The sequence below is a fragment of the Streptomyces pactum genome (assembly GCF_002005225.1).
Taxonomy (GTDB): Bacteria; Actinomycetota; Actinomycetes; order Streptomycetales; family Streptomycetaceae; genus Streptomyces; species Streptomyces pactum_A.
The window spans coordinates 7,091,063-7,105,000 of the sequence record NZ_CP019724.1; the positions used below are offsets into that span (position 1 = coordinate 7,091,063).

General features: G+C 72.2%; 9 protein-coding genes (1 of these 9 running past the window's edge). 4 read left to right on the forward strand and 5 right to left on the reverse strand.

The genetic code is table 11. The features are described 5' to 3' along the window. Nucleotides 1-26: 26 nt before the first annotated feature. The 3 genes from glpK to B1H29_RS30630 all read right to left on the reverse strand — a co-directional run bounded on the left by glpK (nt 27) and on the right by B1H29_RS30630 (nt 5,234). On the reverse strand, nt 27-1,553 hold the full coding sequence (glpK, locus tag B1H29_RS30620; protein WP_055422366.1) for a glycerol kinase GlpK: 1,527 nt from the start codon (nt 1,551-1,553) through the stop codon (nt 27-29). 112 nt (nt 1,554-1,665) lie between these two features. Next, entirely contained in the window at nt 1,666-2,415 is a 750-nt protein-coding gene (locus tag B1H29_RS30625) for an MIP/aquaporin family protein (protein WP_055422367.1), read from the reverse strand. 1,157 nt (nt 2,416-3,572) lie between these two features. Further along, nucleotides 3,573-5,234: a GGDEF domain-containing protein gene (locus tag B1H29_RS30630; protein WP_055422368.1), complete on the reverse strand. Its 1,662-nt coding sequence runs from the start codon at nt 5,232-5,234 to the stop codon at nt 3,573-3,575. Between the two features lie 149 nt (nt 5,235-5,383). Here B1H29_RS30630 and B1H29_RS30635 point away from each other — a divergent pair, with 149 nt between their 5' ends. Both B1H29_RS30635 and B1H29_RS30640 read left to right on the forward strand, forming a co-directional pair. After that, nucleotides 5,384-6,193 (forward strand): M15 family metallopeptidase, encoded by an 810-nt coding sequence (locus B1H29_RS30635; protein ID WP_055422369.1) that lies wholly within the window; start codon nt 5,384-5,386, stop codon nt 6,191-6,193. A gap of 47 nt (nt 6,194-6,240) precedes the next feature. After that, nucleotides 6,241-6,777 (forward strand): NUDIX domain-containing protein, encoded by a 537-nt coding sequence (locus B1H29_RS30640; protein WP_055422370.1) that lies wholly within the window; start codon nt 6,241-6,243, stop codon nt 6,775-6,777. Here B1H29_RS30640 and B1H29_RS30645 read toward each other — a convergent pair. After that, a complete protein-coding gene (locus B1H29_RS30645) occupies nt 6,768-9,140 on the reverse strand; it encodes a glycoside hydrolase family 31 protein (protein ID WP_055422371.1) in 2,373 nt (790 codons plus the stop codon). The genes B1H29_RS30640 and B1H29_RS30645 overlap by 10 nt on opposite strands. A 212-nt stretch (nt 9,141-9,352) precedes the next feature. On the opposite strand from B1H29_RS30645, the gene B1H29_RS30650 reads away from it, so the two are divergent. Then, nucleotides 9,353-11,329 carry an acetoacetate--CoA ligase gene (locus B1H29_RS30650; RefSeq protein WP_055422372.1) on the forward strand — a complete coding sequence of 659 codons (1,977 nt, stop codon included), beginning with the start codon at nt 9,353-9,355 and terminating at the stop codon, nt 11,327-11,329. Between the two features lie 122 nt (nt 11,330-11,451). Beyond that, nucleotides 11,452-12,342, forward strand: a complete 891-nt coding sequence (locus B1H29_RS30655; RefSeq protein WP_055422373.1) for a hypothetical protein — start codon at nt 11,452-11,454, stop codon at nt 12,340-12,342. A gap of 72 nt (nt 12,343-12,414) precedes the next feature. Here the strand turns inward: B1H29_RS30655 and ptsP are convergent, their stop codons facing one another. Further along, nucleotides 12,415-13,938: the 3' portion of a phosphoenolpyruvate--protein phosphotransferase gene (gene ptsP / locus B1H29_RS30660; protein WP_055422374.1), read on the reverse strand. It continues 147 nt past the right edge of the window; only the last 1,524 of its 1,671 coding nucleotides appear in the window; its start codon lies off the right edge, out of view; the stop codon is at nt 12,415-12,417.

The window sequence follows — 13,938 nt, forward strand, 5'->3', positions numbered from 1 at the left end:
CGCGTGCCCCCGAGCCTGCCCGGCGCCTATCCGTCGCCGTCGCCGTCCTCCATCCAGCCGAAGCTCTTCTCCACCGCCTTGCGCCAGTTGCGGTACTCACGGTCCCGTACCGACGCCTCCATGGCGGGCGCCCACTCGACGTCCCGCTGCCAGTGCGTCTTGAGTTCGTCGAGGCCCTGCCACACGCCGGTGGCCAGTCCGGCCGCGTACGCCGCACCCAGGCAGGTCGTCTCGGAGACCCGGGGCCGGATCACCGGTACGCCCAGCACGTCCGCCTGGTGCTGCATCAGCAGATCGTTCTTGGTCATGCCGCCGTCGACCTTCAGGGTCGTGATGCGCACCCCGGAGTCCTGGTACATGGCGTCCACGACCTCACGCGTCTGCCAGCTCGTCGCCTCCAGCACCGCGCGCGCGAGATGAGCTCTGGTGACGTATCGGGTGAGCCCGGTGACGACACCCCGCGCGTCCGACCGCCAGTACGGCGCGAACAGCCCGGAGAAGGCGGGCACGATGTACGCGCCCCCGTTGTCCGCCACGCTCGCCGCCAACGGCTCGATCTCCTCGGCGCTGCGGATGATGCCGAGCTGGTCGCGGAGCCACTGCACCAGCGCCCCCGTGATGGCGATCGACCCCTCCAGGCAATAGACGGGCGCCTCGTCACCGATCTTGTAACCCATGGTGGTCAGCAGCCCGCTCTTCGACGGTACCGGCCGCTCGCCGGTGTTGAGCAGCAGGAAACTGCCCGTGCCGTACGTGTTCTTCGCCGTGCCCACGTCGTAGCAGGCCTGTCCGAACACGGCCGCCTGCTGGTCACCCAGGGCGGAGGCCACCGGCACCCCGGCGAGCTGGCCGACGGCGGTGCCGTACACCTCGGCGGAGGACCTGATCTCGGGGAGCACGGCCTCGGGGATGTTCATCGCCGACAGGACCGACGGGGCCCACTGAAGGGACCGGAGGTCCATCAGCATGGTGCGCCCGGCGTTGGTCACGTCGGTGACGTGCCGCCCGCCGTCGGTGCCGCCGGTGAGATTCCAGATCAGCCAGGAGTCGATGGTGCCGAACGCGATCTCACCACGCTCGGCGCGGGCCCTGAGACCGGGCACGTTGTCGAGCAGCCAGGCCACCTTGGGCCCGGAGAAGTAGCTGGCCAGCGGCAGTCCGGTCTGCTCGCGGAAACGGTCCTGCCCGTCCGCGCCGCCCAACTGGCGGCACAGCGCGGAGGTACGGGTGTCCTGCCACACGATGGCGTTGTGCACCGGCTTGCCGGTCGCCCGGTCCCACAGGACCGTCGTCTCGCGCTGGTTGGTGATGCCCAGTGCGCTGAGCCGGTCGGCGCGCAGCCCGGCCCTGGCGAGCGCCCCGGCGACCACGGCCTGCACCTTGGACCAGATCTCGGTGGCGTCGTGTTCCACCCAGCCGGGCTTGGGAAAGATCTGACGGTGCTCGCGCTGGTCGACGGCGACGACAGCGCCGTCCTGGTCGAAGATGATGCAGCGGCTCGAGGTGGTGCCCTGGTCGATTGCGGCGACGTACTTCGTGGAGTGGTCCGTCATGGCTACTCCTTGGGGCTGGGTTCAGAGGGCTGCGGGGACGACTGCGGAGACGGCTGAGAAGGGCGGCTGCGGAGACGGCTGTGGAGTCGACGGCTTGGGCGGGCCGGCTGTTTCAGAAGGCCACGTTGTAGATGAGCCCGGCGAGCGCTCCGCCGATCAGCGGGCCGACCACCGGGACCCAGGCGTAACCCCAGTCCGAGGTGCCCTTGTTCGGGATCGGCAGGAAGGTGTGCACGATGCGCGGGCCGAGGTCACGGGTGGGGTTGATCGCATAGCCGGTAGGCCCGCCGAGGGAGAGGCCGATACCGACGACGAGCAGCGACACGATCAGCACCAGCGTCCCCGACTCGCCGAGTCCCTCGGTCAGTCCGAAGGCGAGGATCGGCAGGACGAGCCCGACGGTCGCGATGATCTCGGTGACCAGGTTGGCGACCGGGTGCCGGATCTCCGGGATGGTCGAAAAGATCCCGAGTGTCGGGACCGGCTCGTCCGCCGTGCCCTCGGTGGTGCCGGTCTTGCGGACGTTCGCCTGGAACTGGGCGAAGTACGTGAGGTAGCACAGGACGGCACCGATCATCGCGCCGACGAACTGCCCCAGCACATAGACCCAGACCTTGTCCCACTCGCCGGTGTCGACGGCGATCCCCAGGGTGACGGCGGGATTGAGATGCCCGCCGGAGAGCGGGGCAGCGGTGTACGCACCCGCCAGGACACCGAACCCCCAGCCGAACGCGATCACCACCCAGCCCGACGCCCGGGCCTTGCTGTACCTCAGAGTCACGGCGGCGCAGACCCCCGCGCCGAAGAGGATGAGGATCGCGGTACCGATGATCTCGCCGACGAAGATGTCTCCGTTGCTCATGGCGGCTCCTAGGCCCTGGCCCGGGACGATCGGTCCCGGTCCTCCCGTGCGGGGTGCGTCTCCCCCGGGCGACCTCCGCCGAGGGGGCGTGAGTGACGAGCGTGCCGTAGCAGCCGAACCGCCTGTGGGGGAGTGGGCCTCGAAGCACAGGAGAGCCCGCGCGACGCAGTACCGGAATACGCCGAGATGTACGGCGATGTCGACTGACACCGGAAGTGTTCACCGGCACCAAGGGAGCGTCAAGGTGGCCGACCGCAACGGTTCCCGACCCGCCGGACAACCATCGGCCTTCACGGCACCGCCGAGGCCGTACGGTCACCGACCGCTGCGGCACCGCCGACGCGGTTCAGCGACCGTCCTTCACGGCACCACTGGTGCGGGGACAGCCACGGACCGCTGCGGCACAGCGAGCACCGGCCGACGACTGCTGCCGAGCGGCGTCCACGCGAACACGGTCCACGCGAACACGATCCACGCGAACGTGCACTATGCGCACCCGCACCACGCGCGCGTGCACCCGACGTATCCCCGCGCGACAGGTCTGCCCACCCCGGTCTTTGGCGTGTCGCACTCCGGCACTCTCCGGGGGACTCGCCGCCAGCGGCCATCGACGCCCGAACGTCGCGACACCCGACCGAGCGCACGGCTGCACCACGCGCGGGTGCCTCGTACCGCGTAGCCACTCGGAGGTTTCTCCCGGTGCGCGCCCGTCTGGACCCAGGCACCTGCCCTCGGACGGCCACGCGCGCACGCGCCGGCCCCGTCCCGCACCGACGGGCCCCGCGCGGCACCGCCTCACCACGACGCGCGTCTACGCGGCGTCGTCCCGCACGCCAACCTGCCCCCTCGGAAGCCCTCTCTCCGCGCGACCCGGCGGGAGCCGAGCCCATCCGCGGACGACCCAGCGACCCAGCGACCGAGTGACCTCTCGGCCCAGCGCCCACGCCGTCCCCACACCGCCCTGCCCTGTGCCGTCTCACCACCACGCGCGCGAGCCCAACGAGCCACGCCCTTACTGAGCGCCTGCCCGGCGCCGCTCATTCCACGTTGGACGCCCTTGTCCAGAAACGGACACCGGCCCGCCCGGCCCGCCCAGCCCGCCCGACGCGCCCGGCCCGCCCGACGCGCCCACCGGCCTGGTCGACGACGGCCGCACGTCAGCCATCGGCCCCGCCGAGGCGCCCACCGCGCCCCGCCGTCGCCGTCGCCGTCGTCCGGTCCGAGCCGCGCCGGACCTCGTGCCCCGGCGCCCCCGCCCGACCCAGCACCCAACTCGCCCCGCGCAGCGCCTTCGCGGCCTGCTTCAGAGGAGCCAGACAGGCCGCCGCCTGCCGGTGGTCCGCCACACTGCCCGGTGGACACAGGACCGTCGCCAGCGACAGCGTCACCGGCCGCCCGCCGGCCGACCACGGCACGTCCAGCACGGAGGCGGCCAGCCCATCCAGCCCTTCCGGTTCGGTGAGCACCAGGAAGTCGTCACCCCCGATGTGGCCCACGCGCGTGGATCCCGCCGCCGTCTGCGACAGGGCCCGCCCGACCGCCCGGATCAGCTCGTCGCCCGCCGCGAATCCGGCCCCGTCGTTGACCTGCTTGAAGTGATCCACGTCGAGCCAGCTCAGCGCGAACGCCCGCCCGTCCGCGATCCGCCGGTCCACCTCACCCGTGATCGCGTCCGAACCGGGCAGCCTGGTCAGCGGATTGAGCCCGGCCGCCTCCTCCACCCGGCTCTCGGCCAGCGCCCGCACAAGATCCGCGAGCCGTACGACGCCCACGCACCGCCCGTACGCGTCGACCACGGCCACGTCGTCCGACGTACGGCCCCGGCCGCCGACGGCCACCACGTCCAGCACCTCCCAGGCCGTCGCGTCGACGCCCACCGTCCGGGGCGGGTCGCTCAGCTTCGCGGCGGGCCGGTCGGCGTACAGGGCGTGCCCGTAGCGCCCCGACATCGACAACAGGAAGCGGGAGCGGTGCACCGACCGCACGGGTACCCCGTTCCGGTCCACGAGCAGCACCCCGGAAACGTCCGGCGACCCGGTGAGCAGTGCCCGCACCTGACCGGCGGACGCGGTCGCGGGCAGCAGGGCGGCCGGCCGCACGAACTGCCGTACCGACGGCCCCGAACGCGGCGCGGGCACGACGCCGGGGGAGCCGGGCGGGACATACACGTCCGCCGCGGGCAGCCGCGCGGGTGGCGCGAACAACTCGCCCTGCGCCAACTGCGCCCCGGCCGCCCGCGCGGCAGCGCACTGCGACTCCGTCTCCACGCCCTCGACGGACAGCAGCGCCCCCAGCTCGTCGCACAGCACCCGCATCGCCCGCACGGCCGCCGGCCGTGCCAGCAGCGACGCGTCGAGCTTCACCAGCTCCGGCGCCAGATCCGTCAGCAGCCGCAGCGGCGCGTCCCCGTCACCGACCCCGTCCGCACAGATCCGGAACCCCTGGCCGCGCAAGACGCTCGCCGCCTCCAGCAGCGCCTGCCGGGGCACATGCGTGTACGGCGGACAGACGTCGACCGTCACTTCCCACGGCAGCCGCCCCGCCTGACGTACGGCGTCGTGGAGTCCCTGGAGGCCGCCCAGGTCGGCGAGCGTGCCCGCGAACACGTTGACGTGCAGCGGCAGCAGCGTCTCCTTGCGCACCGCCGCGCGGAACGCCGCCACCGCCAGATGGCCGTCGATCTCGGGGTCGCGGCGCGCCTCGGCCAGGACATCGCCGGTCTCCGGGCGGGCGAGTATCTCCAGCGCCGCGACCCCGCCGGTCATCAGGTTGACCACCGGTTGGAAGGCGAAGCGGAGAGTATCCGTCCAGGAGCGCACGGGAGCAGAATGGCGCCGCGCGCACCCACCCGGGCCCAGTTCACGCGACGTTCACGCAGGATTCCGACGCGCTCCCGAAGCGCACGGACGGCGAGTCGTCGGCCCGCCCACTTCCCCCGCGGAGCCCACTCCTGATAGATGCAGGGAACATGACACGACTCTCCACCACGCTCCGCGGCCTGGTCACCACCTTCGCGGCCCTGCTCGCCGTCACGGCCGTCCCCGCCACCGCCCAGGCCAAGCCGGGGCCAAGGGCCCCGGAGGACTTCGTGGCCCTGAGAAGCGTCTCTCCGACGATCATCCAGGAGATGCGCTATACCACCCCGCACAACTTCGTCGGCGAGCGCATCGACGGCTACCGGCAACCCCTGTGCATCCTCAGCCGCCCCGCCGCCGAAGCCCTGCACCGGGCACAGACCCGGCTGCTGCGCCAGGGCTACTCCCTGAAGGTGTACGACTGCTACCGGCCGCAGCGCGCCGTCGACCACTTCGTCCGCTGGGCCGAAGACCTCGACGACCAGAGGATGAAGGCCGAGTTCTACCCGGAGATCGACAAGACCCGCCTCTTCGCGGACGGCTACATCGCCGGGAAGTCCGGCCACAGCCGCGGCTCCACCGTGGACCTGACACTGGTGAGGCTCCCGGCGAAGCCCACCCGGCCGTACCACCCCGGGCAGCCCCTGGTGCCCTGCTTCGCTCCCCAGGACGAGCGCTTCCCCGACAACTCCGTCGACATGGGCACCGGCTACGACTGCTTCGACACCCGCTCCCACACCCTCGACCCCCGTATCCAGGGCCCCCAACGAGCCAACCGGCTGCTGCTCAAGAACACCCTTGAGGACGTCGGCCTGGTGAACCTCCCCGAGGAGTGGTGGCACTTCACCTACAAGCCCGAGCCCTACCCGGACACCTACTTCGACTTCCCCGTCTCCGCGAAGTCGCTTGCCGGCCGCCGCTGAGCCGCCCGCCGGAGCCGCCCCTTCCGCGATCGGATACAGTCCGCCGCGTGTCCGAAACCGAAACCTCCGTTCCCAACTCCGCACCGGACTCCCACTGTTCGAGCTGCGGAACGCCCTACGGAGAGGGCGTCTCCGGCTGGCCCCGCACCTGCCCCGCGTGCGGCACCGCGGCCTACCGCAACCCGCTGCCGGTCGCGGTCGCCCTCCAGCCCGTGTACGACACCCAGGGCACCGCCCTGGTCGTCGTCACCCGCACCGTGTCCCCCGCGCGCGGGGGCGTCGCACTGCCCGGCGGCTACGTCGACGACCGGGAGGACTGGCGGCAGGCCGTCGTCCGTGAACTCAAGGAGGAGACGGGCATCGACGCCGCGAGCCGCGACGTACGGCTCGCCGACGCCATGAGCTCGCCCGACGGCCACCTGCTGCTCTTCGGCCTCCTCCCCGAGCGGTCCGCCGAGGGTTTCCCGCCGTCCACCGCCACGGACGAGACCGAGGGATGGCACCTCCTTCGCAGGGCGGAGGAACTCGCCTTCCCCCTCCACACCCGGGCCGTGCGGGCCTGGTTCGAGGGCCGCTACATCTGATCCGAGCGCTCCACGAGCCCGCGTACGTGGACCGGGCGGGACGGCTCGCCCACGCCGTCCTCGCCCTCCCGTTCCACGACCACCCGTCCCCCCACCCAACGCGAGACGTACCGCTCGATCTCCGGTTCCACCCAGCCGTCGCCCGCGTCCGGCACGACCAGGCCACCGCCGGTCCGCCCCCGCGCGGGCGCCCACACCTCCAGTGCCGGCCCGCCGTCCTCCCCACGCACCGGAAGCACGGCTCCTGCGCGTGCGAACACCGGAATCCGTGCCAGAGGGGCATCGACGAGAACCTGCGCCGGCCCGTCGTACGCCCGCTCCGTGACCACGTCGTACCAGCGTCCGCGCGGCAACCGCACCGCCCGCCGGTCCGCCCCAGGGGCCAGCACCGGAGCCACCAGCAGACAGTCGCCCAGCAGGAAGGCGTCCTCGCAGTCCCGCAACACCCGCTCCTCCGGCGTCGACCACCACAGCGGACGCACATACGGCGCACCCGTACGCCGGGTCAGATGCGCCAGCGTCACGAAGTAGGGCAGCAGCCGCCGCCGTTCGACGAGCGCCACGCGCGCGTGCTCCAGCACCTCGGCACCGAACTCCCACGGCTCCCCGAGTCCCGGCCGCGCGTGCGTGCGGAACAGCGGAAGATAGGCAGCCAGTTGCAACCACCGTAGATACAGCTCCGGTGGCGGACTCCCGCCGGCCCCGCCCACATCCGGCCCCGCATACGGCACCCCGCACAGCCCGAGCCCCAACACCAGCGACAGCGACGCCCGCAGCCCGGGCCAGCCCGTGGCGACGTTCCCGGACCACGTGCCGCCGTAACGCTGCATGCCGGCCCACCCGGAGTGCGAGAAGACGAACGGCCGCTTTTCGGGCGCCAGAGTCCGCACCCCCTCGTACCCGGCGCGGGCCATGCACAGCGCGTACACGTTGTGCGCCTCCCGGTGGTCGCCGCCCCGCCCCTCCAGAGAGTGCCGAGCCGAACGCGGCAGCGTCGACTCCCCGAACGCGGCGAACGAGGTGGGCTCGTCCAGGTCGTGCCAGAACCCCGCGAACCCCTGCCCCAGCCGCTCCTCGTAGAACCCGCCCCACCACTTCCGCACACGCGCGTGTGTGAAGTCCGGGAAGACCACCTCCCCGGGCCGCCCGACCCCCCGTGCCACCGGCCCCGAGGCCTCCCGCACGAACACGTCCCCGCTCGTCCCGCCGTCGTACACGGCGTTGCCGGGCGCGACCGGAACCGCGGGACCGACGACGGACACCAGCCGGATCCCATCCCGCCGCAGTTCCTCGGCGAGGACGGGCAGCTTCGGGAACCGTTCCTCGTCCACGGTGAACACCTGATGGCCGTCGAGGTGGCCGACGTCCAGGTGAACGGCGTCGAGCGGCAGATCGCGCTCCCGATAGTCGGTGACTGTCCGCCGCACCTCCTGCTCGTCGCGAGGACCCGACGGCGCGTGATGGTGACCGAGCGCCCACGCCGGCGGCACAGCGGGCGCCCCGGTCAGCGAGGCCCAGGCGAGCAGCACGCGCGCGGGGGTGCCCACCGTCACCCAGCACCGCAGCGGACCGCCGTCCATCCGCAGCACACTCCGCCCGAGCCGGTCGTGCCCCGATCCCGCTCCCTCCTCGCCCTCCCGCAACGTCACCGTGCCGTCCCACGAACTGTCGTGGAAAACCAGATGCGTCCCCGCGTCGGCCACCACGAGCTGCACCGGCATCGTCACCGACAACGGGTCCTCACCCGGAGCGAACGGCAAACCGGGACCGGTGTTCCACAGCCGGTACGAGCCCTCTTGAAGCCGAGGACCCGCGGCCCGCCCGCCGAGTCCGAAGAACCGGGCGTCCGCCGCGACCTCCGACCGCTGCGTCCAGCGCGCCGGACCGCCGCCGACCGGCTCCCACCAGCGAGGCGGCAGCTCACGGCGCAGCACCACGCCCCCGGGCGTACGAACCTCGATCGCGCCGTGCCGGGAGACCGCCACCGTCGCCCGCTCGGCCACCACCCGCCAGCCGCCGTCCTTGTCCGGCTCCAGCACCGCCCGCGGATCCGGCTGCGGACAGCGGCCGGACAACGCGTAGGACGGCTCCGGGCCGGCCCCGTCCCACCCCCAGAACACGGCCCCGTTCACGGCGACGAGGATGCGCAGCTCCGAACGGCTGAACCGGACGACACCGCCCCCGGGCCCGGGTTCCACCTCCTGCATGGGCCCCGGCACCCGCGCGCGCTCCGCACCCCGCGGCGGCAGCCCCACGGCGTCGGCCCGCCGCCTGCGCCATGCCGCCCGTACGGTAAGCAACCCCTGCGCCGCCCTCGCAGAACCGACCGCTTTCATCGAACGCACCAGGTCACGACCGTCCATGTTGCTCACCCTGCCATCGACGACCTCCCGCGCGGGCGTCGTTCAACTGCCGTTCACCCGTGACGGGACCACATCTTCACGACACCGACTATGTGGGGCGCGCCCTGGTGCAGAAGTCGATCACGTGGCATCGTCCGTGTCAGCCGCGTCACGCGCACACCCCAGCCCGTGCGCGGAGGACGCACACGACGCGCACAGTCCGGGAGCCGCCCATGTCGACCGTGAACCCCCAGCCGCTCTGGCAGCCAGATGCACAGCGCATCGCCCAGGCACGGATCACCAGGTTCCAGACCTGGGCCGCCGAGCACCACGGCGCCCCCGCCGAGGGCGGATACGCCGCCCTGCACCGCTGGTCCGTCGACGAGCCGGAAACCTTCTGGAAAGCCGTCACGGAATGGTTCGACGTACGTTTCTCGACCCCCTACTCGCGCGTGCTGGGCGACCGCTCCATGCCCGGCGCCCAGTGGTTCCCCGGCGCCACGCTCAACTACGCCGAGCACGCCCTGCGCGCGGCTGCCACCCGGGCGGACGAACCGGCCCTCCTGTACGTCGATGAGACCCACGAGCCCAGCCCCGTCACCTGGACCGAGCTGCGCCGCCAGGTCGGCTCGCTCGCCGCCGAACTGCGCGCCCTCGGCGTACGCCCCGGCGACCGGGTCAGCGGCTACCTCCCGAACATCCCGCAGGCGGTGGTCGCCCTCCTCGCCACCGCCGCCGTGGGCGGCGTCTGGACATCCTGCGCCCCCGACTTCGGCGCACGCAGTGTCCTGGACCGCTTCCAGCAGGTCGAGCCCGTCGTCCTGTTCACCGTCGACGGCTACCGCTACGGCGGCAAGGAACACGACCGCCGCGACACCGTCGCCGAACTGCGCCGCGAACTGCCCACCCTGCGCGCCGTCATCCACATCCCGCTCCTCGGCACCGAGGCCCCCGAGGGCGCGCTGGAATGGGAGACGCTGACGTCCGCCGACACGGACCCCGTCTTCGAGCAGGTGCCCTTCGACCACCCCCTGTGGGTGCTCTACTCCTCCGGCACCACCGGCCTGCCCAAGGCCATCGTCCAGTCCCAGGGCGGCATCCTGGTCGAGCACCTCAAACAGCTCGGCCTGCACTGCGACCTCGGCCCCGAGGAACGCTTCTTCTGGTACACGTCGACCGGCTGGATGATGTGGAACTTCCTCGTCTCCGGCCTGCTCACCGGCACCACGATCGTCCTCTACGACGGCAGCCCCGGCTACCCGGACACCGGCGCCCAGTGGGGCATCGCCGAACGCACCGGGGCCACCCTGTTCGGTACCTCCGCCGCCTACGTCATGGCCTGCCGCAAGGCCGGCGTCCACCCCGCCCGCGACCACGACCTCTCCCGGGTCCAGTGCGTCGCCACCACGGGCTCGCCGTTGCCGCCCGACGGGTTCCGCTGGCTGCACGACGAGTTCGCGGAGAGCGGGGCGGACCTGTGGATCGCCTCCGTCAGCGGCGGCACCGACGTGTGCTCCTGTTTCGCGGGCGCCGTCCCCACGCTCCCGGTGTACATCGGCGAACTCCAGGCCCCCGGCCTGGGAACGGACCTGCGGTCCTGGGACCCGAACGGCGAGCCCCTGACCGACGAGGTGGGCGAGCTGGTGGTCACCAACCCCATGCCGTCCATGCCGATCCGCTTCTGGAACGATCCCGACGGCAGCCGCTACCGTGACAGCTACTTCGACATCTACCCCGGCGTATGGCGGCACGGCGACTGGATCACCCTCACCTCCCGCGGGTCCGTCGTCATCCACGGCCGCTCCGACTCCACCCTCAACCGGCAGGGCGTCCGCATGGGCTCGGCCGACATCTACGAGGCCGTAGAGCGCCTGCCGGAGATCAAAGAATCCCTCGTCATCGGCGTCGAGCAGCCGGACGGCGGCTACTGGATGCCCCTGTTCGTGCACCTGGCACCCGGAGCCGTCCTCGACGAGACCCTCCTGGCCCACATCAAACAGACCATCCGCGAACAGCTCTCCCCACGCCACGTCCCCGACGAGGTCATCGAAGTGCCCGGCGTCCCGCACACCCTGACCGGCAAGCGCATCGAGGTCCCGATCAAGCGACTCCTGCAGGGCACCCCGCTGGAGAAGGCCGTCAACCCGGGCTCCATCGACAACCTCGACCTGCTCCACTTCTACGAGGACCTCGCCCGCAAACGCACCTGACCTGGCCCTCGACGAGCCGGCCGCCCCGAACGGCGGCCGGCTCCCGGCGCCCGCCCCGCCGCCGCTGTCAGTGCCACCGGTTACTTTGAGTGAGCATTGATCGACTGCGCACAGGGGGAAACATGGCGCACACCGACCAGACCACGCGACACGTCCTGCGCCGGGAAATCGCCGGCACCATCGGACTGCTCACCGACGAACACGACTTCCGCGCCATGCGGCGCTACCGAACCTTCGCCTTCGACGACCACGCCGCCTATCTCCAGCAAGTGGAAGCCCTCCTCAGGGCACGCGCGTCACAGGGCACCCACACCACGGTCGCCCTCTTCGACCCGGAGGAGTACGCCGACTTCTGCTCCGCCGCCGGCCTCGAGCCCGACGCACTCGCCAGCCGCACGCGGTTCACCGCCGAACTCGCCGCCGGCGGACCCACCGTCCCGTACGAGGGCCAGCCCCTCGCCGACCTCCTCCCGGCCCTCGTCGACGAGGCCGTCCGCCAGGCCACCTGGGAGTACGCGTCCAGCCTGCTCGCCCGCCTCGGCAACTGCGCCACCTGCGGCGAGGACCTCGGCCGAGCAGCGTTCACGCGGGCCACGCGCCTCCTCCTCCGGATCCTCGAAACAGCCCCACCGGGCGACCGGCACCTGGTCTGCAGCGTCTCGGGCACCCCGGAACCCCTCGTCTCCGTCCTGCACGCTGACGAGGACGTCGACGCCACCCCGCACCTCGACGAGGCCGAGGCCCTGGAATTCACCAGTGTCCTCGCCCTCGGCCTGGTCACCCACAGCCCCGGCGGCCTCGTCATGCGCGTCAGCGCCCCGGGCAGGGCCGACCGCATCCACGGCTGGCGCCTGCGGGGATACGGCCTGGAACCTCTCACCGCCGGTGAGGTCTTCGACGCCTACTGCACCGACGCCGAGTCGGGCGACCTCATCTCCCCGGAATCCAACGTCGACTACTGCGCGCCGCCCGACCTCGGAGAGGACCACCTGCCACCGGGACACCACCACTGAACGCGTGCGGGGCGCCCCACCCGAAGGTGGAACGCCCCGCACCACAACGACAGGCGGCAGCCCCGCCCCGGCCTACTCGCCGGACAGCACCGCCTGAGCGGCGTTCCGCGCCTCCTCGGCGCTGTCCGCCGCCCGGGCGGCCGCCGCGGCACGCTCGCACTGCGCCAGCGTGAACTTCGCCAGCGTCGCCCGGACATAGGGAAGCGACGCCGCGCCCATGGAGAGGGAAGTGACACCCAGACCGGTCAGCACACACGCCAGCAGTGGGTCCGAGGCGGCCTCACCGCAGACACCACAGCTCTTGCCTTCGGCCTTCGCCGCCTCGGCGGACAGCGCGACCAGGTCGAGCAGCGCCGGCTGCCACGGGTCCTGCAGCCGGGAGACCGCGCCCACCTGACGGTCGGCGGCGAAGGTGTACTGCGCGAGGTCGTTCGTCCCCAGCGACAGGAACTCGACCTCCTGCAGCACCGAGCGTGCCCGCAGTGCGGCTGACGGAATCTCCACCATCGCGCCGAACTTCGCCCGCAGCCCGGCAGCCCGGCACGCGTCCGCGAACGCCTTGGCATCGGCCCGGTCCGCCACCATCGGGGCCATCACCTCGAGGTAGACCGGCAGCCCCTCCGACGCCTTCGCCAGCGCCGTTAGCTGCGTGCGCAGCACGTCCGGGTGGTCGAGCAGAGTCCGCAGCCCGCGCACGCCCAGCGCCGGGTTCGGCTCCTCGCCCGGGGTCAGGAAGTCCAGCGGCTTGTCCGCACCCGCGTCCAGCACCCGCACCACGACCCGGCCCTCGGGGAACGCCTCCAGCACCTGCCGGTAGGCGGCGACCTGCTTCTCCTCCGACGGCGCGTTCGCGCTGTCGTCGAGGAAGAGGAACTCGGTACGGAACAGACCGACGCCCTCCGCCCCGGCCTGGACCGCCGCGGGCACGTCCGCGGGACCCCCGATGTTCGCGAGCAGCGGCACCTTGTGACCGTCCGAGGTCGCACCCGGTCCCGTCGACGCGGCCAGCGCCGCCTTGCGCTCGGCGGCCTCCGCCTCCAGCCGCCCCTTCTGCTCCTCGCTTGGGTTCACGAAGATCTCGCCGGTGCTGCCGTCCACGGCGACGACCGTGCCCTCGGGCAGCTCACCGGCGCCCGGGAGCGCCACTACGGCCGGTACGCCGAGCGCCCGCGCGAGAATAGCGCTGTGGCTGGTGGGCCCGCCCTCCTCGGTGACGAAGCCGAGAACCAGCGTCGGGTCCAGCAGCGCCGTGTCGGCGGGCGCCAGGTCCCGCGCGATGAGAACGTACGGCTCGTCGCTGTCCGGAACGCCCGGCATCGGAACCCCGAGCAGACGGGCGACGATACGATTCCGCACGTCGTCGAGATCGGCCACGCGGCCGGCCAGGTACTCACCCGCACCGGCCAGCAGGGCGCGATACGCGGCGAACGCGTCGTACACCGCGCGCTCGGCCGTGCTGCCGACGGCGATCCGCCGCTCCACGTCGGCCATCAGCTCGGGGTCCTGGGCCATCATGGCCTGAGCCTCGAGCACCGCCTGGGCCTCGCCTCCAGCCAGATTGCCGCGCGCCATCAGATCGGCCGCCACAGCCTCCAC